The organism is Pseudomonas marincola (assembly GCF_900116605.1).
Lineage (GTDB): Bacteria > Pseudomonadota > Gammaproteobacteria > Pseudomonadales > Pseudomonadaceae > Aquipseudomonas > Aquipseudomonas marincola.
Genome location: NZ_FPBC01000005.1, coordinates 185,200 through 209,331 on the forward strand (window position 1 = coordinate 185,200; position 24,132 = coordinate 209,331).

25 protein-coding genes are annotated in these 24,132 nt (G+C 57.5%); 20 read left to right on the forward strand and 5 right to left on the reverse strand.

The features are described 5' to 3' along the window. Window positions 1–71: 71 nt before the first annotated feature. Window positions 72–494 carry a hypothetical protein gene (locus BM395_RS23340; RefSeq protein ID WP_090511435.1) on the forward strand — a complete coding sequence of 141 codons (423 nt, stop codon included), beginning with the start codon at window positions 72–74 and terminating at the stop codon, window positions 492–494. 158 nt (window positions 495–652) lie between these two features. Here the strand turns inward: BM395_RS23340 and BM395_RS10355 are convergent, their stop codons facing one another. Next, window positions 653–1,978, reverse strand: a complete 1,326-nt coding sequence (locus BM395_RS10355) for an alginate export family protein (RefSeq protein ID WP_090511438.1) — start codon at window positions 1,976–1,978, stop codon at window positions 653–655. Window positions 1,979–2,191: 213 nt separating this feature from the next. After that, window positions 2,192–3,670: a PAS domain S-box protein gene (locus BM395_RS10360; RefSeq protein ID WP_090511441.1), complete on the reverse strand. Its 1,479-nt coding sequence runs from the start codon at window positions 3,668–3,670 to the stop codon at window positions 2,192–2,194. A 239-nt stretch (window positions 3,671–3,909) separates the two neighbouring features. Here BM395_RS10360 and BM395_RS10365 point away from each other — a divergent pair, with 239 nt between their 5' ends. From BM395_RS10365 to BM395_RS10400, 8 genes are all read left to right on the forward strand, one after another. After that, window positions 3,910–5,079 (forward strand): acyl-CoA dehydrogenase family protein, encoded by a 1,170-nt coding sequence (locus tag BM395_RS10365; protein ID WP_090511443.1) that lies wholly within the window; start codon window positions 3,910–3,912, stop codon window positions 5,077–5,079. Between the two features lie 45 nt (window positions 5,080–5,124). Further along, entirely contained in the window at window positions 5,125–5,493 is a 369-nt protein-coding gene (locus tag BM395_RS10370; protein ID WP_090511446.1) for a hypothetical protein, read from the forward strand. 3 nt (window positions 5,494–5,496) lie between these two features. Continuing rightward, window positions 5,497–5,991, forward strand: a complete 495-nt coding sequence (locus tag BM395_RS10375) for a nuclear transport factor 2 family protein (protein WP_090511449.1) — start codon at window positions 5,497–5,499, stop codon at window positions 5,989–5,991. Then, a complete protein-coding gene (locus BM395_RS10380) occupies window positions 5,988–7,130 on the forward strand; it encodes an amidase (protein ID WP_090511452.1) in 1,143 nt (380 codons plus the stop codon). Before BM395_RS10375 ends, BM395_RS10380 begins: the two co-directional genes overlap by 4 nt. 10 nt (window positions 7,131–7,140) lie before the next feature. Then, a complete protein-coding gene (locus BM395_RS10385; protein ID WP_090511455.1) occupies window positions 7,141–8,427 on the forward strand; it encodes an aromatic ring-hydroxylating oxygenase subunit alpha in 1,287 nt (428 codons plus the stop codon). Then, window positions 8,420–8,920, forward strand: coding sequence for an aromatic-ring-hydroxylating dioxygenase subunit beta (locus BM395_RS10390; RefSeq protein ID WP_090511458.1), 501 nt, complete (start codon window positions 8,420–8,422; stop codon window positions 8,918–8,920). The genes BM395_RS10385 and BM395_RS10390 overlap by 8 nt, the downstream gene beginning before the upstream one ends. Window positions 8,921–8,930: 10 nt before the next feature. Then, window positions 8,931–9,671, forward strand: a complete 741-nt coding sequence (locus BM395_RS10395; RefSeq protein WP_090511460.1) for an SDR family NAD(P)-dependent oxidoreductase — start codon at window positions 8,931–8,933, stop codon at window positions 9,669–9,671. A gap of 68 nt (window positions 9,672–9,739) precedes the next feature. Further along, window positions 9,740–10,693: a PDR/VanB family oxidoreductase gene (locus BM395_RS10400; RefSeq protein ID WP_090511463.1), complete on the forward strand. Its 954-nt coding sequence runs from the start codon at window positions 9,740–9,742 to the stop codon at window positions 10,691–10,693. A 110-nt stretch (window positions 10,694–10,803) separates the two neighbouring features. Here the strand turns inward: BM395_RS10400 and BM395_RS10405 are convergent, their stop codons facing one another. Then, window positions 10,804–11,457 (reverse strand): response regulator transcription factor, encoded by a 654-nt coding sequence (locus BM395_RS10405; RefSeq protein ID WP_090511466.1) that lies wholly within the window; start codon window positions 11,455–11,457, stop codon window positions 10,804–10,806. Window positions 11,458–11,737: 280 nt separating this feature from the next. Here BM395_RS10405 and hpaC point away from each other — a divergent pair, with 280 nt between their 5' ends. From hpaC to BM395_RS10445, 8 genes are all read left to right on the forward strand, one after another. Continuing rightward, the gene (gene hpaC / locus BM395_RS10410) at window positions 11,738–12,259 is read left to right on the forward strand and encodes a 4-hydroxyphenylacetate 3-monooxygenase, reductase component (protein ID WP_090511469.1); all 522 of its coding nucleotides are present in this window, start codon (window positions 11,738–11,740) and stop codon (window positions 12,257–12,259) included. Window positions 12,260–12,279: 20 nt separating this feature from the next. Then, on the forward strand, window positions 12,280–13,401 hold the full coding sequence (locus tag BM395_RS10415; protein WP_090511472.1) for a muconate cycloisomerase family protein: 1,122 nt from the start codon (window positions 12,280–12,282) through the stop codon (window positions 13,399–13,401). Window positions 13,402–13,418: 17 nt separating this feature from the next. Beyond that, entirely contained in the window at window positions 13,419–13,709 is a 291-nt protein-coding gene (gene catC, locus BM395_RS10420; protein WP_090511474.1) for a muconolactone Delta-isomerase, read from the forward strand. A 40-nt stretch (window positions 13,710–13,749) separates the two neighbouring features. Then, window positions 13,750–14,682 carry a catechol 1,2-dioxygenase gene (catA, locus tag BM395_RS10425; protein ID WP_090511477.1) on the forward strand — a complete coding sequence of 311 codons (933 nt, stop codon included), beginning with the start codon at window positions 13,750–13,752 and terminating at the stop codon, window positions 14,680–14,682. Window positions 14,683–14,900: 218 nt separating this feature from the next. Further along, on the forward strand, window positions 14,901–15,611 hold the full coding sequence (locus BM395_RS10430; RefSeq protein ID WP_090511480.1) for a ferric reductase-like transmembrane domain-containing protein: 711 nt from the start codon (window positions 14,901–14,903) through the stop codon (window positions 15,609–15,611). After that, entirely contained in the window at window positions 15,608–15,976 is a 369-nt protein-coding gene (locus tag BM395_RS10435) for a cytochrome c3 family protein (RefSeq protein ID WP_090511483.1), read from the forward strand. Before BM395_RS10430 ends, BM395_RS10435 begins: the two co-directional genes overlap by 4 nt. Before the next feature lie 451 nt (window positions 15,977–16,427). After that, the gene (zigA, locus tag BM395_RS10440) at window positions 16,428–17,636 is read left to right on the forward strand and encodes a zinc metallochaperone GTPase ZigA (protein ID WP_090511486.1); all 1,209 of its coding nucleotides are present in this window, start codon (window positions 16,428–16,430) and stop codon (window positions 17,634–17,636) included. Next, the gene (locus BM395_RS10445) at window positions 17,636–18,280 is read left to right on the forward strand and encodes a DUF1826 domain-containing protein (RefSeq protein ID WP_090511488.1); all 645 of its coding nucleotides are present in this window, start codon (window positions 17,636–17,638) and stop codon (window positions 18,278–18,280) included. The genes zigA and BM395_RS10445 overlap by 1 nt, the downstream gene beginning before the upstream one ends. Window positions 18,281–18,393: 113 nt before the next feature. Here BM395_RS10445 and BM395_RS10450 read toward each other — a convergent pair whose 3' ends face one another. Further along, window positions 18,394–18,942, reverse strand: coding sequence for a cysteine hydrolase family protein (locus BM395_RS10450; protein WP_069899805.1), 549 nt, complete (start codon window positions 18,940–18,942; stop codon window positions 18,394–18,396). A gap of 102 nt (window positions 18,943–19,044) precedes the next feature. Between BM395_RS10450 and BM395_RS10455 the strand changes: the two genes are divergently transcribed. Then, window positions 19,045–20,025 (forward strand): GlxA family transcriptional regulator, encoded by a 981-nt coding sequence (locus tag BM395_RS10455; protein WP_090511491.1) that lies wholly within the window; start codon window positions 19,045–19,047, stop codon window positions 20,023–20,025. Between the two features lie 17 nt (window positions 20,026–20,042). Here the strand turns inward: BM395_RS10455 and BM395_RS10460 are convergent, their stop codons facing one another. Continuing rightward, window positions 20,043–20,729 (reverse strand): GntR family transcriptional regulator, encoded by a 687-nt coding sequence (locus BM395_RS10460; RefSeq protein ID WP_090511494.1) that lies wholly within the window; start codon window positions 20,727–20,729, stop codon window positions 20,043–20,045. Window positions 20,730–21,315: 586 nt separating this feature from the next. Between BM395_RS10460 and BM395_RS10465 the strand changes: the two genes are divergently transcribed. Both BM395_RS10465 and BM395_RS10470 read left to right on the forward strand, forming a co-directional pair. Next, window positions 21,316–22,701 carry an aspartate aminotransferase family protein gene (locus BM395_RS10465; RefSeq protein ID WP_425287603.1) on the forward strand — a complete coding sequence of 462 codons (1,386 nt, stop codon included), beginning with the start codon at window positions 21,316–21,318 and terminating at the stop codon, window positions 22,699–22,701. A 56-nt stretch (window positions 22,702–22,757) separates the two neighbouring features. Then, window positions 22,758–24,104 (forward strand): glutamine synthetase family protein, encoded by a 1,347-nt coding sequence (locus BM395_RS10470; RefSeq protein WP_212633020.1) that lies wholly within the window; start codon window positions 22,758–22,760, stop codon window positions 24,102–24,104. Window positions 24,105–24,132: the final 28 nt, after the last annotated feature.

Below are 24,132 nucleotides of genomic sequence, written 5' to 3' on the forward strand. Positions count from 1 at the left end.
CATTACTTGCATGCTGCACGTGCTCTTGTAGCGAGGGTGCGTGCACTTTTTAGAACTATTAAGAAGTGCTGATGAATATGCTGATACTGGAAAACGCCACCTTATTGGCTTGCGCACGCTGTGAAGCCCGCCTAAATACGCGGGTAGCAATAGCGTTGGAAGGTAAACCGTTGGCTGTGATCGTTGTGGCCGGCAATCCGGTGGCCGGCATCCCGGTGGCCGGCATCCCGGTGGCCGGCATCCCGGTGGCCGGCAATCCAGTGCCCGACACTTCGGTGCCCAGCACCCCGGTGCCTGTCTCCAGTGCAAATGCGCCCAGTGCAGTTACAGTCAGTGCTCTGCGTGCTCAAACGCCTGGATCATGGCTATATACAGATGTTGTCGCAAGGAGCCACATCGCCACGCTGCCGATTGGCCGTTTGCACAGGGTCGTGCAAATACATAAAGCCATCGGTGCAACCAGACCACTCATGCATTGGGCTCGGGCAAGTTGATTATGAGCGCGAGTGCCTCAGCTTTCCTGCTCCGGTCGAATGAGGCGGAGCAGGGCGCTGTGTTGCGACTGAAAAAACCACTCAAGAATTGCGTATTCCCATTGCAGCATCGGCAATGGTGCTGCGCAGCTCTGGGGTTGTTAATCCAGCGTGATGATTTAGAACGCAGTGAAAACCATCAACTGGCTGTACAGATTGGTGTCATTGCCGCCCAGCTGAGTACCGCCCTGATCTGCGCTCTTGTCCGGCTGATACCAGCCCACCAGCGGCATGATCACCACGTTGTCGGTCACGGCCCACTCGGCGTACACATCAAACTCGTTGCCATCGGTATTGCCGAGGCTGCGGTCGATGGTGTCGTAGTCGAACCAGAGGGCGCCGATGCTCAGATTCTCCAGCGGCGAAATCTTCATGCTGACATTCTGGATGCGCGAATTGGTGTTGAACGGACCGGCGTAGTTGCCCGCCACTTCGCCCTGAAACCAGGTACCGAAACCCCGGCTCATGCCATAGAACAGCGGATCGAAGTTTTCCGAAAAGCGGCTGTAGCGATAGCTCAGGTAAGGGCTTGCCGGCAGATCGGCGAAGGTCCAGCCAGCTTCCAGATACCAGGCGTCTTCGTTATCGCTGTGCGGCTTGTCTTGTCTGGCGTATTCACCCGACAGGAACAGGTTTTCAACCCCGGCATTGCCTTGCCCGCGCAGGCTGTAAGTGCGCATGCCGTCGCGTTCAAGCTGGGCTGGGGATGCAAATTCTTCATCGACATCCTTGCCGTCGATGTAAGTCAGGCCCACAGTGCCTTCTTCGGCAACATGCTCAAGAGTTCCGACATACATTTCGGTTTTTGCCTGAGCTGGGTTATCCGATTTCAACCACATCAAATCACTGCGCCAGCCTTTTTGCCCGCCTAAGCGCAGGATCGCGGTTTCGTCGAAAGCTTTACGCGCCGCCAAGTAGTAGGCTCCGCCGCGGTTGAAGCTGCCATCGGCCAAGCCGTTACCCAGATTGAGGGCATCGCCATTGATCAGGAAGCCGTCGCCGACCATTACGTTCTGCCGGCCGAAGGAGATATCGACGCCATCTTCGCCCAGCACCGGAAACAGCCCGGCGGATTTCCAGCCCAGATACGCGTCTTCAAATTTTGTAGTGCGTTCCGAACCATCGGTGAAACCAGCTGCGTCACCATCGCCCCATGTCGCAGAACTGAGCAGAGACGCTGCGCCATAAGCGGTGCCGACACCTGCAAGGCCCTGATCAAAGCTCAAACCGTACTTGATATAACCTTCCTGCCAGGAGGACGAACCCTGGTCGAGCCGACCCGAAAGCGCGTAGTTCTCCTGACTGTGGAAAGCCCCGAACATGGCTTCAAGGTTGGCGTTGAGGTGAGTGTCTTCGTCTGCATAGAGCTCGTAAGCACTGGCCTGGCTGGCGAAGGCAACGAGTGTGGCGATCAGACTCAAGCGAAATGCGTTCGACTGTTTCATGGGTGACTTCCGTTTTTATTGGTATTGGCGAGTAGGCTCGCGTAGGCCTTCCCGATACTAAGTCGAAGCAATCAACGTACTTTTGTGTGGCTCTGCCATCGTTATGTTTTTGCCTGCCAAACTGCGTGGCGAGGCTTTCCTGCAGGCAGCCGAAAAACCGCCGTTCGCGGTTGCGAACAACGGTGGCTAAGAGGCTCTTGCGGGTGACGCCAGTTATGCGTTCTCGCAAAGACGCGGCAGGGTGAAGCAAAACATCGCGCCGCTCGGGCTGATGTTCTGCGCCCAGATATCGCCGCGATGACGGGCAATAATGCTCTTGCACAGGGCCAGGCCAATACCGTTGCCGCTGACCTTGGTTGAGAAGAACTCGTCAAAGAGTTTCTCTTGCTGGCCAGCGCCGATGCCGCGTCCCTGATCTTCAACGCAGAGCATTACCTTGCCTTCATGGCTGTAGGTATACAGGCGCAACTTGCGTTGGTGTTGCGGCAGGCCGGCGAGTTCCTCAATGGCGTTGAACGCCAGATTGAGAATGACCTGGCCGATTAATACGCGCTCACAACTGATCAGCAGTCGCTCCTGACACGGTGCAAACTCAATGTCGATAGCGCTTGGCTGGGCTCTCAGGCTGATAAAGTATTGGGTCTCCGCAAGAATCTCGTTGAGATCTGCCACTTGCTCGGCCTGATCGAGTTTAACCACGTATTCACGCACGCTCTTGATGATCACCGAGGCGTGTTCGATTTGCCGCACGGCATTATCCAGTCCCCACGCGGCGCTGCTTTGCGTCGGGTCCAGCTGGTTGAGGCGCATGAGTGTGCCTTCAATGAAGTTGCGTGTAGCTGCCAGCGGTTGGCTCAGCTCATGGGCAATAGCCAACGCCATCTCACCCATCGCGTTATGCCGCGCCAGATATTCCAGCTTGCGTTCGCTGAGGCGTCTGGCTTCTTCGATATTGACCTGCTCGGTAACGTCGCGGAACAACAACAGGTGACCGCTGAGGTCGTCTTCAATATCAATCTGCCGGCACGTTGCGTGATGCCAGTGCCAGCTTTTATCGCTGTGCTGAATGCGGTATTTAACACTGTAGGGTTCGCGGCTCTGTTGCGCGTCTTTAAGGTTCTGCAAAAGGCGCAAGCGTGAGTCTTCATCACAAGCTGCAACGAAGCAGTCACCCACCTGCATGGCATTTGCATCGCCGAGCAAGCGCTGCCCTGAGTCGCTGATGAACTGGATATTGCCTTGCGCATCGAGCACGGCAACGCCTTCAGCAAGGTCCTGCATGAATGCATTGAGGCGGCTCTCGAAGCGTCGCAGGTCGCGCTTAACTTGCTCTTCCCTGGATATGTCACGGAACTGCACCATCAGCACATCGCGTTGATTGAGATGCACCAGCGTGGCAACAGCCTCGCACAGAATTTCGACACCCTGCTTTGAGCGATAGCCCCACTCAGTAACTTGCTGGCCGCTTTTGACCGCGCCTTCGAGCCAGCGCAAGCCATCGGCGCGCGGGTAGCGCGGGCCACTCATGTCGGGCGCTTTCAGCGGCACCAGCTCTTCGAGAGTAAACCCCAGTACGGTCAGCGCGGCCGTATTGGCCCAGAGAATATCTTTGGTCATGGCATCATGCAGGATCGTGCACATCGGCATCGTCTCCAGCAAGGTCTGAAAATCCGCTGATCCTGGGGTGAACATGGTTGCTCTCGTCGTGGGCACTGGAGTCTGAGTTATACCTTCAGCCTAACGCGGGCGCGCCTAGAAGTAACCCGTTGCGCGCTAGGGGATTTCTTTAGCGAGCCCCGGTGTAGTCACTAATTCTCGGCTGCACGCCCCAATTGAGCACCCCCCGCGAGGGTTCATAGACTGGCTCCATTCCTGGCCCAGACACCGTTGAGCGTGTGGCGGGCACTACAACAACAAATGGAGAAGACGCCATGTCGCACTCAGCAGTTGCCGAACAGAGCACTGTTCTGGCTGATGTCAGCAGCGGTATCGATTCACCAGCTTTCAAGGCTGTGCTTGAAGAGGTGCGCCAGCGCCGCGAGGAGTTCGACGCATTGGGCCACGTGCCGGCCGACATTATCGAGCGTTTCAAGGCCGTGGGTATCTACCGCGCGGCGACCCCAAAGTGCTTCGGCGGGGATGCGATTCCACCGGCAGATTTTCTGCAGATGATCGAGTTGATCGCTGAGGCCGACGGCTCTGCTGGCTGGGTTGCAAGCTTCGGCAGTGCCAGTACGTATCTGGCGGCGCTGCCGGTAGAGAGTCAATCCAAACTTTATGCCAACAGCCCCGATCTGGTGTTTGCTGGTGGCTTGTTTCCGATTCAGCCGGCAGAAGCGGTCGAGGGTGGGTGGAAGGTCAGTGGCAACTGGAAGTTCGCCAGTGGTTGCAAAGGGGCAGACGTGCTCGGTGTTGGCATCGGTGGTGGTCAAGGTGGCAAACCCCGTACCGCCTTGTTTCCGGCGGATCAGGTAGAAATTGTCGAGAACTGGGATGTTGTCGGCCTCAAAGGTACTGGCAGCCACGACCTGCGTATTCAAGGCCAGGTAGTCAGCGACGAGTGGACCTTTATTCGCGGCGGCAAACCGACAATCGACGAGCCACTGTATCGCTATCCAACCATCGCCTATGCCGCGCAGGTGCTCGCCGTTGTCAACCTGGGTCTGGCCCGCGCTGCGCTTGATGAACTCAATCAAATGGCTTCTGGCCGCACCGGAGCCACTGGCGCGCCGAAGCTGGCAGATCGCGCATATTTTCGCGTAGAGACCGCCAAGATCGAAGCGGATCTGCGCGCCGCCCGTGGTTTCTTTTATGAGTCCACCACTCAGGTTTGGGACTCGATCCTCGCGGGTCATCCAGTAACCAACGAGCAGGTTTCACTGTTGCGTTTGTCGGCGGCGCACATGGCGCGCGTCGGGGCCAACGTAGTGCAGCGTGCTTACACCCTGGCGGGCATCGTGGCGATTTATTCGCGCCATCCGCTGCAGCGCTATCTGCGCGACTCGATGGTTGTCACCCAGCACGCCTTTCTCGGCGAAGGCATATACGACGGCGCCGGTTCGGTGATGCTCGGCGTCGATCCATTCCCCGGATTCCTGTGAGCCGTTAAGCGCTCAGCAAACACTCTATTCAGCTAAGGATTGATCATGACTCAGACCACTCAAGAGCCGCTACGCGTAATGTTTTGCATTGGCATCACCCAAAACTTCTTCGACCTGCCAACCGGCCAGGGGCTGGATGTGTGGAAGGGCTTCAGCGCCATGATGGGCTCGTTGGGCGCGATGCCAGGAATTAATGTACTCGGCGCGTTGGATGATGACCGCTTGATGGTTGGCCCGTCGACCACCTCGCCATGGACCGTTTACATCATGGCCGATGTCGATTGCCACCAGAGCGTGATCGACGCCTGCAACCTGTTCCGCACCACGCCGGTTGGCGAATACAGCCTGTGGAAATACGCCAAGGTTGAAGCGCGTATCGGCCGCCCGCTGACCATTCCAGAAGCGGCGCGCTAAGCCATGAACAGCGCAATCGAGTCGCTACAGCAGCGCCTTGCCGTGCTTGAGGCGCAGAGTGATATTCGCCGCCTGTTGGCGCGGTACATGGACTTCTGCGATGTGCCTCATGCTCCGACTCAGGTAGCGGATCTGGCTGCGTTGTTTGCTGCGGACGCTATCTGGGAAGGCGTTGGCGCTGATGCCGAGCAGACTTTTGGTCGTCAACAGGGTCGCCAGGCCGTTGCCGAATTTGTCGCCAGCTATCTGCCGCCGGCAAGTCACTTTTCACTGAACCTGCACTTTCTCACCAGTGAGTTGTTGCAGGTCGATGAGAGCGCCAGTCGCGCCAGCGGGCAATGGATCATGCAGCAGATTTCGAGCTACACCGAAGGCGGCAGTGAGCTTATCAGTGCGCGCCTGAATATCGACTTCGTCTGTGTCGATGGCCAGTGGTATATCGCCCACTTTCGCACGTGTCGGTTGTTCCATTCACCGCTTGGAGAGGCAGCTCGATGAATGCGTTCGTCAACACCCTCGAAGTCGGCAAAGGCGGATTGCGCGTCGCCATCAAGGATTCGATAGACATCGCCGGCCAGCCGACTAAAGCTGGCAGCCGGGCGCTGGAAGATGCTGCGCCGGCGCGCAAACATGCTGCGGTGGTCGAGGCCATTCTGGCGGCTGGTTGGCATATTGTCGGTAAAACCACCATGCATGAGCTGGCGTTCGGCGTCACCGGAATCAATAACTGGGCCGGAACCGCCGTTAACCCGCAAGCGCCACTGCGGGTGCCAGGCGGCTCGTCCAGCGGTTCGGCAGTGGCCGTTGCCGCTGGCTTGGCGGATGTTGCGTTGGGCACTGATACCGGCGGTTCGGTGCGCGTGCCTGCGGCGTGCTGCGGGGTCTTTGGTCTCAAGCCAACGTTTGCGCGGGTCAGTCGTGCGGGGGTTTATCCGGCCCATACCACGCTCGATTGCGTAGGGCCGTTTGCCGCCAACATGGCCAACATTACCGCGACCATGCAGATCATTTGCCCCGGTTTCGTTGCCGAGCAGGTAGCCGAACACGATGTGCGTGTCGGCTGGCTTGATGTGGCCTGTGATCCGTTGGTCAAAGCAACGTTGCGAGGCGCACTCGACACCGTTGGCTGGCAGCGTCGCACGCTTGCAGCCGAGTATTTCAACGAAGCATTCAGTGCCGGCGTTGCGATTATCAATCAGGAAACCTGGGCTGCATTTGGTCATTTGACCCGCAGTGGTCTGATCGGCGCTGACGTTCAGGCGCGGCTGCTCAATGCCAGCAAAACCACAGACGCCGAAGTCGCCGACGCCGAGGGTATGCGTCATCAATTCAGCCAGGCCATTGATTCAGCCTTGCAGTCGGCTGATGTGCTGGTGTTGCCCAGCATGCCGTGCCTGCCGCCATTACTCAGTGAGGCCGGCAGCAGCCAGATGGTCGGCAGCATGACTGCGCTGGCCCGACCGTTCAATTTGAGTGGCCATCCGGCGCTGTCGGTCCCCGTGAAACTTGCCGATGGCAGCCTCAGCGTTGGCCTGCAAATCGTCGGGCGTAAAGGGGCTGACGCTCAGGTTTGCGCCTTCGGTGCGCAACTCGAACGCGCCTTGAATACCCAGCCTGCTTATAACAACCTTGTATGAGGACAATCCAATGAGTAGCCACGAACTCGGGCTGATCGCCAAGAGCTCAAGCCTGGACCAACTGGTACAGGATGATCGCGTTGATGTGTCGCTGTACCACGACCCTGACTTGTATGAGCAGGAGCTTGAGAAGATTTTTTACCGCACCTGGGTGTGGGTCGGCCATGAAAGTGAAGTGCGCAATGCCGGTGATTTCCGCACGACCACGATCGGCCGTCGTCCGGTTATTGTCGTGCGGGACAAGAAGGGCGCAATCAACGTATTGGAAAACCGTTGCCGCCACCGTGGTGCAACGGTGTGTGAAAAGCACAAGGGCAACGCTACCGGCTTTACCTGCCCGTATCACAGTTGGTCTTATGCGCTGGATGGCAAGCTGCGTGCGCTGCCGTATCCAGACGGCTACGAAGACATTCTCGACAAGAGTGAATTGCCACTCAACAGCCTGCGCGTAGACAGCTACGCCGGGATGATTTTTGCCAGTTTTAATGATGACGTTGAGCCGCTTGAAGACTTCCTCGGCGGCGCAAAACACTGGATGGACCTGTTCATGAAGCAGGGCGCTGGTTATCCGATCAAGACGCAGGGCGAACACAAGTTCACTTTCAACGGTAACTGGAAAATCCAGCTGGAAAACACCACTGACGGTTATCACTTCCCGATCGTGCACAAGTCGTTCATGTCGTCGGTGGATGAAGAAACCTCGGAAATGCTCTCGTTCATGACCGATCCGCAAGCGGTCACCCATGCGCTTGGCAACGGCCACAGCGTAATGGTGATGGTGCCTGAGCATGTCGACCTGGAGTTCGATGATGGCAGCGAGCAGCTGCAGGAACGCTTTGCCCACGTAACCGAAGAGTTGTCGAAAACCATGGAGCCAGCCCAGGTGCGTCGTATCGTGCGTTCGCTGCATGGCGCCGGCTTTAACCTGAACCTGTTCCCCAACGTCGCGATGTCGATGTCGTTCTTCCGTGTGCTCAATCCGCTTTCGGTCAAACAGACCGAGATTCGCCATGTGGCGCTGGGCATGGAGGGCGGCCCGGAAATCGCCAACCGCGAGCGTCTGCGTATTCACGAGCACTTCCAGGGCCCGTTCGGTTTTGGCAGCCCGGATGATGCTGAGGCGTGGGAGCGCGTTCAGCGCGGTGCCGAAGCTGGCCCGCAGGTGCCGATTCTGGTGAACCGCGGCCTCAACCGCGAAGTGCTGGCGGACAACGGCGACAAGGTTTCACACGCCACTGATGAGACCGGTATGCGTGAAGCGTATGCCATGTGGAAAAGGATGATGAGCAATGACTGAGCACAACACACTTGCAGGCCTTAATGCGCCTCTGGCCAAGGCCATCGAATTTATCTGGAATGAAGCCGCGCTGCTCGACAACAAGGACTACGCCGCCTGGTCCCAGCTGTGGAGCGAGGATGGGGTATACGTGATTCCGATTGACCCGGATACCCGCGACTTCGCCAGCAGCCTCAACAATGTGTACGACGACGCGCGCATGCGCGCGCTGCGTATCGAGCGTCTCAGTGCCGGGCATTCGCCGTCGGCGGTAGATGCGGCCCGTACGCTGCGTACAGTCTCGCGGTTCAATCTGGTTGAGTGCAGTGGCGATGTGGTTGAGGTGACCTCCGCGCAGTTGTTGTTCGCTTACAAGCGTGGCGTGCATACGCCGATGGCGGCGGAGCTGACGCACCGTATCCGCTTCAGCAATGGCACGGCCAAGCTGGAGCAAAAGGTGGTCCGCCTGATCAATTCCACCGACAGCTTGAGCGCGCTCGGCTTTCTGCTCTGAGGATTAACAGATGAATCGAGTAGCGTTGATTACCGGTGCGGCGCGTGGTTTGGGCGCGAGCATTGCCCAGCGAATGCACGCAGCGGGTTACCGCGTGGCCCTGGCAGACGTGCAACTGGACGCGGTACAGGCTTTGGCCGACCAGCTTGATCCCAGTGGTGAACGTGCGCTTGCCGTGCAATTGGATGTGCGTGAGAAAAGTGACTTTCAACTGGCGTGCAAGGTGCTGGCCGAGCGTTGGGGCGGCACCGATGTGTTGGTCAACAACGCCGGCAAGTCCAAGGTTGCCGCGCTGATGGATATCACCCCTGAAGAGTTTGATGAGTCGATGGCCATCAACCTGCGCGGCACCTTTGTTGGTTGCCAAGTATTTGGTCAGCATTTTGCCGACCGGGGCTTTGGTCGCATCATCAATATTGCCTCGTTGGCCGGGCAAAACGGCGGTGCTGCTACGGGCGCTCATTACGCCGCAGCCAAGGGCGGAGTGGCCACGCTGACCAAGGTGTTTGCCCGCGAGTTGGCGAGCAAGGGCGTGACGGTCAACAGCATTTCACCGGGCCCGTTGGATCTGCCGGTGGTTTACGAGATCGTCGCACCGGAGCGCATTGAACAAATGAAGCAGCTGATCCCAGTCGGGGCGCTGGGTTCGGCCGACTACATCGCCGACACCGTGTTGCTTTTGGCAGCGGATAACGCCAGCTCGGTAACCGGTGCTTGTTGGGATATCAACGGTGGCTTGTTCATGCGCTGAAGCGCGTGGACAACCTCCATTTGCGCAGGGCGAATGGGCCCTGCGCGTAGTTTTCGGCGGGTGATGCCATGATCAAAGTCAGAATAGAAAAAATTGCCGAAGAGGCGCGAGACATCCGTTCATTGCGGCTGGTGCGGGTCGATGGGCAACCCTTCGATGCCTACGAGCCGGGCGCACATGTCGACATTACCGGGCCAACCGGGGTAACCCGCCAGTACTCATTATGCAGCCCACCGGATGACGGTTCGGCCTACCTAGTTGCGGTTAAGCGGGAGGTGCAATCTCGCGGTGGCTCGCAGGCACTGCATGAGCTGGTGGAAGAGGGCGCCGAACTCGAGATTGGCGCGCCACGCTGTTTGTTTCGCCTGGATGCCAACGCGGCTTCGCACGTTCTGGTCGCTGCCGGCATTGGTGTTACGCCCATACTGAGCATGGCGTATCGGCTGCAAGCCAGTGGCCAACCCTATCGCTTGCATTATTTTGCCCGTGGCCCCGAGTTTGCGGCATTTGCCAGCCTGTTGCAGGCACCGCCGTTTGCTGATCATGTTGAGTTTCACTTTGGTGTGGAGCCCGAGGCATTGGATGAAGCGCTGAGCGCCTGCCTGCAACAAGCCGATGATCAGGCGCACGTTTACACCTGCGGCCCCGCGCCATTCATGGCCAAAGTGGTCGAAGTTGCATCGCGCACGCGCAGCGAAGAAGCCATTCACCTGGAACACTTCCAGGCCGATCCGGCGGTACTTGGCGCGGCTGCAGGAAGTTTCGAGGTCGAACTTGCCAGCTCCGGTGTGGTGCTGCAGGTGCCGCAAGAAAGCTCACTGGTCGATGTTTTGCAGGCGCACGGCTGTGATATCGACACCGAGTGCCGTGAAGGCATCTGCGGTACGTGCATCGTCGAGGTGCTCGAAGGCGAGCCTGAGCATCGCGACAATTGCTTGTCGAACATGGAGAAAGCCTCCAACAAGCAGATATGTGCTTGTGTGTCGCGGGCCAAGAGTGCGCGGCTGGTGCTTGACCTTTAAGAACGGGCCTTGTTGCACGCAGTTGCTTTGCGCCAGTGAAAGCTGGTGCGGGCAACGTAAGGCTTGTCTTGAAAGGGCCGGATGGGTGCAGACTCATCCGGCCCTTTTCATTAATGGCGGGTTTCGCTCAGCGATTCTTCGCTGTTGAGGCTCAGCACTTCCCTGACCAGCATGGCAATGCTGCCGACTTCCATCTTGTCCTTGATCTTGGTGCGGTGCACATCAACGGTCTTGACGCTGATGTTGAGCTCTCGGGCGATCACTTTGCTGGCCTTGCCGTCAATCACCATCATCAGCACTTCGCGTTCACGATCGGTCAGCAGAGCCAGTTTGTCTTTGAGTTGCTGGCGCTGTTGCTGTTGCGCATGGCTGTGCACTGCCGATTTCAGTGCGCTTTGGATGCGGTCGAGCATTTGCTGGGGGTTGTACGGTTTCTCGACAAAGTCGATGGCGCCGTTCTGCATGGCTTTGACCGTCATCGGGATGTCGCCATGCGCGGAGACAAAAATGGTCGGCATTTGAATGCTGCGTGCGTTGAGTATTTCCTGCAGCTGGAAGCCACTGGTCTCAGGCATGCGCACATCCAGTACCAGACAGGCGGGGAGTGAGGCGTCGTAGTGGCGCAAAAACTCATCGGCGCCAGCGAAGCATTGTGAGTCAATACTCACAGTCTCCAGCAGCCAGGCCAGCGAGGTGCGCAGGGCCTGATCGTCGTCAACGATGTAAACAATCGGTTTGGTTTTATCGGTCTGCAAGGCGTGCATCTTATTGTTCTCATCCGGCGGCCATCTATCAGGTTGAGTCCCTGAGCGTCATGCGCATGTGGCGTTCACAGCAGCTTACTCACTGCGGGCCGCTATGACGATAAAGAAACTACGTAGTCGACTAGCGGAAAGCCCTCCATGCGATGGGGACCGTCTGGATATACCCGGCGATTGCCGCGTCCTAATCTGTGCCCATCAAGTCATCGGCTGCTGTTTCTGCGACGCATGCGTTAGCGCAAGCACACAGGCGCACAGCCCACTCTAATAAAAGGGCGACAGCATGAGCAATCTCGAGCAGACGCAAATCGACTTTCGTAATGCCATGGCGCAATTGCCGGCAGCCGTCAACATCATCACCAGTAACGGCCCGGCGGGGCGTTGCGGGATTACTGCCAGCGCTGTTTGCTCGGTCACCGATTCGCCGCCCACCGTGCTGGTTTGTATCAACCGCAACAGCGCCATGCACGATGTGTTCAAGGGCAACGGCAAACTGTGCATCAACGTGCTGTGCAGTGATCAGGAAGACCTCGCCAAGCACTTCGCCGGTATGACCAAAGTGTCGATGGAGGAGCGTTTTAGCTGGGATATCTGGAATTCTGGCCAGCACGATTTGCCGGTATTGCGCAGCGCGCTGGTCAGCCTGGAAGGGCGCATCAGCGATTACAAATCTGTGGGCTCGCACTCGGTGCTGTTTGTTGAACTGGACCAGGTATCGACCCGCGATGAAGGCGACAGTCTGGTCTATTTCAACCGACTGTTTCATCGCGTCGAACGCGTTGCCGCCTCGGCATGCGCCCATTAATTATGGCTAGGGACCGCTCCATGAATCAGCCTGTTATTGAACGCGTCAGCGCCACCATTGTTGATCTGCCCACCATTCGCCCGCACAAGCTCGCCATGCACACGATGCAGAAGCAAACGCTGGTGATCATCCGCATTCTTTGCAGTGACGGCATTGAGGGCATCGGTGAGTCCACCACTATTGGCGGCCTTGCGTACGGCAATGAGAGCCCTGAAAGCATCAAGTGCAACATCGACGCGCATTTCGCCCCATTGCTACAGGCTCAGGATGCCAACAACATCAATGCGGCAATGCTGCGCCTCGATAAGCACATCACCGGCAATACCTTTGCCAAATCCGGTATCGAGTCAGCACTGCTCGACGCGCAGGGCAAGCGCCTTGGGTTGCCGGTCAGTGAGCTGCTGGGCGGCCGTGTGCGGGACAGCCTGGAAGTGGCCTGGACACTGGCCAGTGGCGACACTGCACGCGACATCGCCGAAGCCGAGCAAATGCTCGATCAGCGCCGCCATCGCCTGTTCAAACTGAAAATTGGGGCAAACCCTGTGTCGCAGGATCTGGCCCACGTTATTGCGATTAAAAAGGCGCTGGGTGATCGCGCCAGTGTGCGTGTCGACGTTAACCAGTACTGGCCCGAATCGGTCGCACTGCGTGCGTGTCAGGAGCTGGGTGAGAACGGCGTCGATCTGATCGAGCAACCGATTGCGCGGATCAACCGCAGCGGTCAGGTCCGTCTCAATCAACGCAGCCCGGCGGCAATCATGGCCGATGAGTCGATTGAAAGTGTCGAGGAAGCTTTCAGCCTTGCCGCTGACGGCGCCGCCAGTGTGTTTGCCCTGAAAATTGCCAAGAACGGTGGCCCCCGCGCAGTGCTGCGCACGGCCCAGATCGCTCAGGCAGCGGGTATTTCGCTGTATGGCGGCACCATGCTTGAGGGTGCAATTGGCACGCTGGCCTCGGCGCATGCGTTTATCACCCTCAAAGAGCTGACCTGGCATACAGAGTTGTTTGGCCCGCTGCTGCTCACCGAAGAGATCGTCACTGAAGCGCCGCAGTACCGCGATTTTGCGCTGCATGTGCCGCGTACCCCAGGCCTCGGATTAACCCTTGATGAAGAGCGTCTGGCGTTCTTCAGCCGTCACTGATCGAAGGAGATTGCAGCATGTTGTTCCACGTAAAAATGACCGTGAAGCTGCCGCAGGACATGGACCCGGCCAAAGCCAATCAGCTCAAAGCCGATGAAAAAGCACTGGCCCAGAGCCTGCAGGAAAGTGGCGTGTGGCGACACTTGTGGCGAATTGCCGGGCATTACGCCAATTACAGCGTATTCGATGTACCGAGTGTCGAGGCGCTGCATGACACGCTCATGCAATTGCCGCTGTTCCCTTACATGGATATCGAGGTGGACGGGTTGTGCCGGCATCCCTCGTCGATCCATAGCGACGACCGTTGATCACTGTTCCTGAAACAATAATAAGTAGAGGTAGCTGAGCATGACCACTCGCATTTCCCAAACTGCCGAACTTCAGGCGTTCTTCAAACAGGCCAGTGGCTTCAGCAACGACGCTGGCAGTTCGCGTCTGAAGTCCATCATCCTGCGTATTCTGCAGGACAGCGCCAAGGTCATTGAAGACCTCAATATCACCGACGACGAGTTCTGGAAGGCCGTCGATTACCTCAACCGCATGGGCAGTAATCAGGAAGCCGGACTGCTGATCGCAGGCCTTGGCCTTGAGCATTTCCTGGACTTGCTGCAAGACGCCCGTGATCAGCAGGTGGGTATTACCGGCGGAACACCAAGAACCATTGAAGGCCCGCTGTATGTGGCGGGAGCGCCGCTGAGTCACGGCGAGGCACGCATGGACGACGGCAATGACCCGGGCGCGACGATGTTCCTGCAGGGGCGTGTGGTCGATAGCGAAGGGCAGCCTGTAGCGGGTGCCATTGTTGATCTGTGGCACGCCAACACCAAAGGCACCTATTCGTATTTTGATGGCAGCCAGTCGGCATTCAATCTGCGTCGGCGTATCGTGACTGACAGCGAAGGTCGCTATCGTGCTCGCAGCATCGTACCGAGCGGTTACGGTTGCCCGCCAACCGGCACCACTCAAGAGGTGCTCGACCAACTGGGCCGTCACGGTAATCGTCCTGCGCATATCCACTTCTTTATCAGTGCGCCCGGCTATCGCCATCTGACAACCCAGATCAACCTCGCGGGCGACAAGTACCTGTGGGATGACTTTGCCTTCGCAACCCGCGATGGCCTGGTTGCAGAAGTGCGTTTCAACAGTGACCCGGAAGCGGCCAAAAAACTGCAGGTTGAACCCGGCTTTGCTGAAATTGAATTCGATTTCCAGCTACAGCCCGCACAAGCGCCAGAAGCTGAAAAGCCAAGCCAACGCCCACGTGTAGAACTGTCTGCATAAACCTCAATTGCCCATTCCGCGTGCTGCGGGATGGGCAATGGCAAGCACAACAATATGATTGGCAGGCAAACCAAGACCCGTTAGCGGATTGATCAGTAAGGTTAAGCTTGCATCCTTCTTCGGCTTCGCACTGCAATGCTGAAGAGCCATGAATCGAGCATAAAGCGCAGGCTATAGCGGTTGAATTGCTGCGCGACAGTCTTATTGGGTAATGCCGTATGTTTGTGCTCAGCCTGCGCATTGCGCTGTGTCTGTTACTGCCGTTTGGTGCAATATTTCTGCTGGGCGCGATGCCTGGTGTCAACCTTATCTGGGATTTCTCCAATGCCAGCGGCTTTATCGCCGGGGTTTTATTTCTCTTGTTATTTGCCTACACCGGTCGGCCTTTGGCTCAGCCGCGCCACGACGGCAAATTCTTCATGGCGCTGCACCGTGACCTGGGTTTTGTCGCCGCGTTGATGCTGGCGGTACATATTGTCGTGATGCTGGTGGATGAGCCGCTGGTGTTTGATCAGCTTTCGCCCGGTGCGCCCTGGCCAATGGTTGCCGGCAATCTGGCCACCTTGATTCTGCTATTGTTGGTGCCACTGAGCCTTACGGCGGTGCGCAAACGCATCTGGGCGACCCATCAACACTTCAGGCGTTGGCATTACGCTGCAAGTGCACTAGTCGTAATACTTACAGCAGTGCACATGATCTGCATCGGTTACTACAGCACAGTGCCGGTCAAGGCCGCATTTTGGTCGCTGCTCACTGGTCTGGCGCTGGCATACCCCTTGTTCATGCACGGTAGAGCACACACAGGCCCCGGCGGGCGCCGCCGCCACACGGCGTATCTGGCAACGTGCCTGAGTCTGGGTGTGTTGTTTGCCGGGCTTTTGCTTGCAGCCGTGTATTCAGTACTGGGCAGCGTGGATTTGCCGCTATGAATGGACGTTGGGGGCTGCTGCTGACGATCCCGCTGGTGATTGCCTTTGCGGTTGGAATACGTGCCGGTCACGACAATCTTGCACGCCAGCACCCAGTGCTGCCGATCAACTTCGAGCACAATAATCACGGCTCGGTTAACTGCGTGGTTTGCCACCATGATTTTAGTGATAAGTCATCGGCAGTCTCAGCCACCGGCAGTCGCACCTGCGTGCTTTGCCATAAAGAAACGCCCCGGCTGGCGGTCAATATTGAGCACGACTTCCATAACCTCTGCGTGAGCTGTCATTTGCAAAGTTTGCAAGCATTTCACAAGAGCGGGCCGGTGCGTTCGTGCAAGGCGTGCCACACCACACCGCCGCAATAGGCTAGGGCGCGTCAAAGGAGGCTGAAGTCGGGAAAACAAAAGACGTTTTTTTAGACTGATTCCCCGAAGTAGCTTCCGTTAAAACTGCTACACGGCTGCTTAGTAACCCAGGCACCACGCCATGAAATGTGCTTTGCCACGGAAACTAACTGATCATTTTCAATCTTTCGGCTCGCCCAAACCCTCTTTAGGAAACGGCTTTTGTATGCTCACAAGGCTTAAGTGAGCCCGCAGGTTGCTGCTTAAGAGGCCGGCGCACGTTTTATAGAAGTGCGCTCAATCATGAGATGCGACCCGCACCATTGCTGCTGATGTTTTGCTCGCCTATTGCATGTGTTCTGTTATGTTATAACATGCGGCGACTAGAGGCGATCAATGCGACGCCCGCACTTGAACCGCTCGCACAAACACCTACCGATGCAGCAAACCGAATACTGATGGAGTTCAAAACATGAAAAACCGCCTTCCTGTCACCGTGTTGTCCGGCTTTCTCGGGGCAGGAAAAAGCACGTTGCTCAACGCCATTTTGAAGAATCGACAGAATTTGAAGGTGGCGGTAATCGTCAACGATATGAGCGAAATCAATATTGATGGTAGCGAGGTTCAGCGCGATGTCAGCCTCAATCGCGCCGAAGAGAAACTGGTGGAAATGAGCAACGGCTGCATATGCTGCACCTTGCGTGAAGACCTGTTGGAAGAAGTAGGGCGGCTCGCCCGCGAAGGCCGCTTTGACTACTTGCTGATTGAGTCCACCGGTATTTCTGAGCCGCTTCCAGTGGCGGAAACCTTTACTTTTCGCGGTGAAGATGGCCTGAGCCTGGCTGATCTCGCACGTCTGGATACCATGGTCACGGTGGTCGACGGGGTTAACTTTCTGCGGGACTTTCATGAGGCTGAGAGCCTTGCCAGCCGCGGCGAAACCCTTGGTGATGAGGATGAACGTTCGATCACCGATCTGCTGATCGAGCAGGTCGAGTTTGCCGATGTGCTGTTGGTGAGCAAGGCAGACTTGATCAGCAGTCATGAACGCGATGAGTTGATGGCTATTCTGCGGGGGCTCAATACCCATGCCGAAATCGTGCCGATGGTGATGGGCGCAGTGCCGCTGGAAAAAATCCTCAACACGGGGCGCTTTGACTTTGAGCGTGCCGCTCAGGCGCCGGGTTGGCTCAAGGAGTTGCGCGGCGAGCACGTGCCGGAAACTCAGGAATACGGAATCGCCTCTGGTGCCTACAGGGCGCGCCGGCCGCTGCATCCTCAGCGCTTTTTCAACTTCATTAACCGTGAATGGACCAATGGCCGCCTGCTTCGCTCCAAGGGTTTTTTCTGGTTGGCGAGCAAGTACCGCGAGGCCGGCAGTTGGTCGCAGGCGGGTGGGTTGATGCGCCACGGTTTTGCTGGGCGCTGGTGGCGGTTTGTGCCGCAAGATCAATGGCCGCAGGATGAGCAAGGCTTACAAATAATTAAGAAGCACTGGCAGGAAGAGGTCGGCGACTGTCGTCAGGAATTGGTCTTTATCGGCCAGAACATCGACTTCACGCGGCTGACTGCAGAACTGGATGCCTGCTTGTTGGATGATCAGGAAATGGCTCAGGGTGCGGCTGCCTGGCAAGCACTGCCAGACCCATTCGGCCCATGGACCGAGCAGGAAGTTGCCTGATGCTGGCTCTGAATATCAAACACGCTGTGCAACAGGTTACTGGCGAACGTGTAGATGTTTTGGCGCAGGTGCTCAGAGAGCAAGTTAATCTGGCCGTTTGGCAGCGGCATTTACCGGCTCACATCACCGATTTCGCAGCAGATGTCGTCGCCCATGATCGAACCTTAGCTCAATCGATCACGCTCGATCTGAATGATGCAGATAAACAGCCCGACCTTGCAGGTTTCCTCGCGCGATACAGCCATTTGCCCGGCCATGAGGCTTTGCTCGGTGATGTGCGCTGGCTGGTCAGTGCGTTTGTCTGCCTGGTCGACGCAAAGCGCATTGGCGTGCGCATGCGGGTATTGGACCAAGCCATGTGCCCGCGCTTTCACGTCGACCATGTGCCGCTAAGACTGATTACTAGTTATGCCGGGCCGGGCAGTGAGTGGCTCACTGAGGATGCAATGGACCGCCGATTGCTCGGCCAGACAGCTGCGGAGCCAGTAGATGACGGGCTGATCAATCGCGCCCAAACGGGCCATGTGTTACTGGCCAAGGGAGAGCGTTGGGTGGGTAATGAGGGGCAGGGTTTGATCCACCGCTCACCGCAGGCTTCTTACGGTGTGCCCCGGTTGTTACTGACGCTGGACTGGCTGGCGTGAGGGACGCTCCGATTGCGCGAGGGGCTTCCGTCGATAATCAGCCAGTTGGTATGTGAGGTTTGCAGGGGCATTTCAGCGCCCCTGCAAACGGATCATGCAGCGAGTGCTAGGGTTCAGCCCTTCAGGTATTCAGCACTGTTAACCACGTTCGCATAGGCGAACGCCAGGCCTGCCATGAACGCGGCGTGTACGTCCGGAGCCGGTACTTTACGGCCTGCAAATTCCAGGTCGAGGGTGGTGCAGGCATCTTCTACAACTGTCACCGGGTAGCCAAAGTCAGCTGCCGCACGCACGGTGGCGTCGATGCACATGTGGCTCATTGCGCCGACCACTGTGAGCGTGTCGATGGCGTGCGCCTGCAGGATCGATTTGAGTTCGGTTTCGCGAAATGAGTTGGGGAAATTTTTGACAATCACCGGCTCATCATCCTGCGCCGCCATTGCTTCGATGAACTGAACCGCTGGCGTGTTCTTAGTGAACAGCGGGGCATCAGGCTCAGCCGATTCATGCCTGATGTTAATGATCAGATCACCGGCTTTACGCGCCTTGGTTACGACCGCCAGTGCAGTGCTGATGGTTTGCTCGATGCGGTGCAAAGGCAGGTTGCCGGTTGGCAGGTATTCGTTTTGCAGGTCGACGACAATAACTGCGTGCTTGCTCATGCTTCACTCCAGCGATATTGAATGGATGACGGTTCCATTCTCACGGGGATGTGCTAGAGTATCGAGTGGCCATATCGACATAATTCGGGTAAAAAACGACACATGACAACCATGCAGCCAATCGAAATCGGTGTAGTTTTATACCCGTCAGCGCAGCAGGCGGCCGTGCTTGGCGTGACTGATTTACTGCTGATGGCAGGAGGAATTGCGGCTGAACATGCAGGCCTCGAGCACAATCCCGTACGTGTAACGCACTGGCAGGCAAGCTCTGAGAAAACGCCACCCGTGCGGGTGTTCGACAGCTCGCCAGACTTGCCCTGCGAGCTGGCCGTGGTGATTGTGCCGCCAAAGCTCGGTGATCCGATTGATCCACACCGCGTTGCCACGACCGTTACATGGCTGCAAGGCGTGCATGCCAATGGCGGCATCCTGGCCTCTGTTTGTGCAGGTACTTTTGTGCTGGCCGAAACCGGGCTGCTTAACCAGCGCACGGTTACCGCGCACTGGGCACTAGCCGAGGCGTTCGAGGCGCGTTTTCCGGATATTTGCGTAGACACCGACCAACTATTGATCGATGACGTAGACATCATTACCAGCAGCGGCCTGATGAGCTGGACAGATTTGGGCCTGCGGTTGGTCGAGCGTTTTCTCGGGCCGAATGTGATGCTGCAGACCGCGCAAGTGTTGCTGATTGATGTGCCGGGAAGGGAGCAGCGCTACTACAGCATGTTTGCGCCGCGACTGGCGCATGGCGACAGTGCCATCCTTAAAGTCCAGCACTGGCTGCAAACGGTAGAAGGCAAGGATGTGTCGCTTGCCCAGCTGGCAGCATTGGCCAACCTCGAAGAGCGCACGTTCTTGCGGCGCTTTCAAAAAGCCACCGGCATGACTTCATCAGAATATTGCCAGCAACTCAGGGTCAGCAAGGCGCGATCAGCGCTGCAACTGGGCCACCTGTCGGTGGAGCGCGTGGCGTGGGCCGTTGGCTACTCCGACCCCAGTGCCTTTCGTAAGGTTTTCACGCGCATTGTCGGGCTGTCCCCCAGTGAATACCGGAGCCGCTTCAAAGCGCAACCGGCTTAGTTCAACCGGGCTCACCGTCACTGAAACTCGCCATGCTCCAACAGAAAAGCCATGCCGTCGGCGATGTCTTTGCGCAACGCCTCAGCGGCTGCATCACCATCGCCACGGCCGAGTGCTTCGACGATTTCCTCGTGGTAATCGATGTCGAGAATGGCCTCCAGATTGCCCGCGTAACTGCTGCCAAACTGGCGCAGGAACGGGCCGACTTGCAGCCAGAGTGTCTCGATCAGAAAGATCAACGACTCTGAATGGCAGGCGCGATAGATCATGAATTTGAATTCGTAATTGCGCAGCAGGTAATCGTCGATGTCCTTGTTCTTGGCGGCTTGAGTCAGGGCAGAGGAGGCGTTTTGAATTGCTTTGAGCTCAGCCTTTTTGAACGCATCGGCTGCCGCCCGAGCCGCTGCAACTTCACACACCAATCGCGTGCTCATCAGATCGGCAAAGCGCTGACGGGTCATGACTGGCAACGTGAGCGAGCCATTGGGCAATTGGTCCAGCGCCTTGAGCGATTGCAGCTTCATCAGCGCGGCGCGAACCGGCATGTCGCTGGTGCCCAACTCATGGGCAATCTTGCGTGAAGTGAGTTTTTGACCGGGCTTGATCTGGCCCGACATCAGCGCATGCGTCAGCCGTTGATAGACGACTTCATGGAGCGGGGCCACTTCAATGGTTTCAAGGCCTATCGGGCTTTTATCTTTCACGTGTTCTCCATGTGAGGACTCTGCGGTGGTGCTCGCCAAACAGTTCTACAAGCTTGTGCGCCTGTGGAATCTTATTCTGCAGCGGCACGTCGGGCCAGAAAAAATTGGCACATTGATGACGCCTAACCCGGCGGTATCACGTCAGAAGGGCGCTTGAACGCCGATTTTTCCGCAAAAGTCAGCCGCAGCAGGGCACAAAAATATATCTATTCGATGGGCTTGCGAAATCTCTCGTTAAGCCTATATCGTGTGATCTGCGATCGCAAAAAGTTATGAAATTTATTGCTGTAAGCATCCAGCGCAGATGTCAGGCGCTACCAAGCGCGATATCGATCAGGCCGTGCAGCTGTGCGCCAAGGCGCTGCAGGTGGCGATGCCGGAACTGGATGCGTTGCCGGCGGGTTCATAGGCCTGAATTGGTTGGGATCTACGCCGCATAAATGATCAAGAAAAGCCGCTCGCCGGGTAAGCCTGGTAGCGGTGAACACTCAATTACAAAGCCGCGACTTAATTTTTCCCGGTTGACCGACCGCAGCGTCGCAACCCAATAACAGCAGGGCCTTCGTGCCCAAGCAATAGAGAGGAAATCATGAGCTTGTCGAAACAAACCTTGGCATTGCAACACACCGATGCGCAGCACCACCTGCACCCGTTTACCAATTCCCGCGAATTGAATGACCGTGGCGTGCGCGTGATCAGCTCGGCCAAAGGGGTGTATCTCACCGACACCGAAGGCAACCAGTTGCTTGATGGCATGAGCGGGCTGTGGTGTGTGTCCGTTGGGCATGGTCGTCAGGAGATTATTGACGCGGTGTCCCGTCAGCTCAGCGAACTGACGTTCTACAACACCTTCTTCAATACCTCGCACCCGCCGGTTATCGAGTTGTCGCGCAAGTTGGCAGCAGTCACGCCAGCGCAGTTCAACCACTTTTTCTATACCGGTTCCGGCTCTGAATCCAACGACACGATTTTCCGTCTGGCCCGCTACTTTTGGGAGCTGCAAGGCAAGCCCGAGAAACGCATCATGGTGGGTCGCACCAATGGCTATCACGGCTCTACAGTCGCGGCGGCCTCATTGGGCGGCTTTGGCGGTATGCACGCACAGGGCGGCATGCTGATTCCCGATGTGGTGCACGCGCCTCAACCGTTCTGGTGGGCGAATGGCGGCGACATGACCCCGGAAGCCTTCGGCCTGCATGTGGCACAACAAACCCTCGACATGATCGACGAAATCGGTGCCGACGAAGTTGCCGCGATGATTGCCGAGCCGATTCAGGGCGCTGGTGGGGTCATCATTCCACCTTCTACCTACTGGCCGGCACTCTCGGCGGGCCTCAAAGCGCGTGACATTCTGCTGATTTCCGATGAGGTTATCTGCGGCTTCGGGCGCACAGGTGAGTGGTTTGGCTGCGAGTTGATGGGCACCGAGCCCGATTTCATGACTATGGCCAAGGGCATCACCTCGGGCTATGTGCCTATGGGCGCTGTGGCCGTGTCCGATCGCATCGCCCAAGTGTTGCTTGAGCGCGGGGATGAGTTTGCCCACGGTTTTACCTATTCCGGCCACCCGGCTGCGTGTGCGGCGGCGATTGCCAACCTTGAGATTCTCGAGTCAGAGCAAATGGTCACGCGCGTGCGCGATGACATAGGCCCTTATCTGCAGCAGAAATGGAAGGCACTGGCTGAGCATCCGATGGTGGGTGAAGCGGTTATGGCCGGCCTGATTGGCGCCTTTCAGTTCAGTTCGAACAAGGCCAAACGCAGCAGCTTCCCGGCCGAGGCCAGGATCGGCATGATCGCCCGTGAACACTCGTTCAACAATGGCCTGGTCATGCGCGCGGTTGGCGATCGGATGGTCATCGCGCCGCCGTTCAGCCTGACGCACGCCGAAGCCGATGAGCTGATCGCCAAGACGCAAAAAGTCATTGAGCTGACCTATGCTCACGCCCGTAATCTGGGTTTGATTGACTAACTCCCTGCCCACTATTGGTCACCGATATGAATGCTAAATCGCCCTCAGGGGCCACGATGGAAGAGCTGAATCAGTTTCTGGCCAAGTATCCGGACGTTAAAGGCGTCGACATTGTCATGACCGATTGCCACGGCATCGGGCGTGGCAAGACCATTCGCCGGCATGAGCTGGAGTCGCTGTATGAGTCGGGACGCGCCATGCCGACCTCGCTGTTTGGACAGGATGTTGCGGGTGATGACGTCGACTGTTCACTGGTATTGCACGATGGCGGTGGCGACAAACGCTGCTGGCCAGTGCCGGGAACGCTCGGTTTGCAACCCCATTCAGGGCGGGGCGTGGTGCTGGTGAGCATGTACAACGCCGATGGCACGCCCTTTAATGCCGATCCGCGTGCAGTTCTGGTCCGGCAGGTCGAGGCCGCCAACAAGGCCGGCTACGCACCCATGGGCGCGTTTGAGCTTGAGTTTTACCTGATCGACAAAGAACGTGATGCCAACGGACGGTATCAGCCGGCGCGCTACTTACTGTCGGGCCGCCGCTCGCTTAATCGCAACACCATGGCGGTTGATGAACTGGATGAAATGTCGCCCTTGTTCGAGATGATCTACGCCGGTGCCGAGCATCTGGGCATTCCCATGGAGTCGGTTATTTCGGAATACGCGGTAGGTCAGTACGAGCTGACCATCCGCTACCGGGACCTGCTGCGCGCCGCGGATGATGTGATATTGGCCAAGCGCCTGATTCGCTCGGTGGCCCGTCGCTTCGGCGTGGAGGCCTGCTTCATGGCCAAACCGTTCGGGCAAGAAGCCGGTTCGGGTATGCACCTGCATCTGTCATTGAACGATGAAGGCGGCAGCAACTTGTACGCTGATCAGCCTTCGGGTGAATTGAGCCCGCTGATGCTGCAGTCCATCGGCGGCATCCGCAAAACAGTAGGCGACACGGCGCTGATTCTGGCGCCGTTCCTCAACTCGTGGCGGCGGTTTGCCTCGGCGGTCTACTCGCCAGCATCGGATACCTGGGGCTTTGAAAACCGCACAGTGGCATTGCGCGTACCTGACGGTTCAGCCCAGACCCGTCACTTCGAGCACCGCGTAGCCGGCGTTGATGCCAACGCGTATCTGGTGGCCGCAGTGACATTAGCCGGGGCCATGAAAGGTATTCGCGAAGAAACCGACCCGGGCCCTGCGGTAGAGGGCAATGGCTACAGCAAGGAGCATGTGGCGGATTTGCCGACCAGCTGGAAAGGCGCAATTGATCGCTTTGAGCAATCCGCTTTCATGCAAGAGGTATTCGGGCAGTGTTTGCACGAGTCGTTTGTAGCGATTAAACGGGCCGAGTTGCAACGCCTGGAGCTGGACATATCTGAAGCCGAGTGGGACCTTTACGGGTTTGTGGTGTAAGCCCTAATTGCTGCCCCTCGCCAAGCAG

Coding starts and splice junctions, on each gene's coding strand:
- BM395_RS10370 (WP_090511446.1), top strand. CDS start 5,125: ATGACTCAGACCACTCAAGAGCCGCTACGCGTAATGTTTTGCATTGGC.
- zigA (WP_090511486.1), top strand. CDS start 16,428: ATGAAAAACCGCCTTCCTGTCACCGTGTTGTCCGGCTTTCTCGGGGCA.
- BM395_RS10380 (WP_090511452.1), top strand. CDS start 5,988: ATGAATGCGTTCGTCAACACCCTCGAAGTCGGCAAAGGCGGATTGCGC.
- BM395_RS10355 (WP_090511438.1), bottom strand. CDS start 1,978: ATGAAACAGTCGAACGCATTTCGCTTGAGTCTGATCGCCACACTCGTT.
- BM395_RS10430 (WP_090511480.1), top strand. CDS start 14,901: ATGTTTGTGCTCAGCCTGCGCATTGCGCTGTGTCTGTTACTGCCGTTT.
- BM395_RS10375 (WP_090511449.1), top strand. CDS start 5,497: ATGAACAGCGCAATCGAGTCGCTACAGCAGCGCCTTGCCGTGCTTGAG.
- catC (WP_090511474.1), top strand. CDS start 13,419: ATGTTGTTCCACGTAAAAATGACCGTGAAGCTGCCGCAGGACATGGAC.
- BM395_RS10450 (WP_069899805.1), bottom strand. CDS start 18,942: ATGAGCAAGCACGCAGTTATTGTCGTCGACCTGCAAAACGAATACCTG.
- BM395_RS10360 (WP_090511441.1), bottom strand. CDS start 3,670: ATGTTCACCCCAGGATCAGCGGATTTTCAGACCTTGCTGGAGACGATG.
- BM395_RS10385 (WP_090511455.1), top strand. CDS start 7,141: ATGAGTAGCCACGAACTCGGGCTGATCGCCAAGAGCTCAAGCCTGGAC.
- BM395_RS10455 (WP_090511491.1), top strand. CDS start 19,045: ATGACAACCATGCAGCCAATCGAAATCGGTGTAGTTTTATACCCGTCA.
- BM395_RS10400 (WP_090511463.1), top strand. CDS start 9,740: ATGATCAAAGTCAGAATAGAAAAAATTGCCGAAGAGGCGCGAGACATC.
- hpaC (WP_090511469.1), top strand. CDS start 11,738: ATGAGCAATCTCGAGCAGACGCAAATCGACTTTCGTAATGCCATGGCG.
- BM395_RS10405 (WP_090511466.1), bottom strand. CDS start 11,457: ATGCACGCCTTGCAGACCGATAAAACCAAACCGATTGTTTACATCGTT.
- BM395_RS10365 (WP_090511443.1), top strand. CDS start 3,910: ATGTCGCACTCAGCAGTTGCCGAACAGAGCACTGTTCTGGCTGATGTC.
- BM395_RS10470 (WP_212633020.1), top strand. CDS start 22,758: ATGGAAGAGCTGAATCAGTTTCTGGCCAAGTATCCGGACGTTAAAGGC.
- BM395_RS10390 (WP_090511458.1), top strand. CDS start 8,420: ATGACTGAGCACAACACACTTGCAGGCCTTAATGCGCCTCTGGCCAAG.
- catA (WP_090511477.1), top strand. CDS start 13,750: ATGACCACTCGCATTTCCCAAACTGCCGAACTTCAGGCGTTCTTCAAA.
- BM395_RS10395 (WP_090511460.1), top strand. CDS start 8,931: ATGAATCGAGTAGCGTTGATTACCGGTGCGGCGCGTGGTTTGGGCGCG.
- BM395_RS10445 (WP_090511488.1), top strand. CDS start 17,636: ATGCTGGCTCTGAATATCAAACACGCTGTGCAACAGGTTACTGGCGAA.
- BM395_RS23340 (WP_090511435.1), top strand. CDS start 72: ATGAATATGCTGATACTGGAAAACGCCACCTTATTGGCTTGCGCACGC.
- BM395_RS10435 (WP_090511483.1), top strand. CDS start 15,608: ATGAATGGACGTTGGGGGCTGCTGCTGACGATCCCGCTGGTGATTGCC.
- BM395_RS10415 (WP_090511472.1), top strand. CDS start 12,280: ATGAATCAGCCTGTTATTGAACGCGTCAGCGCCACCATTGTTGATCTG.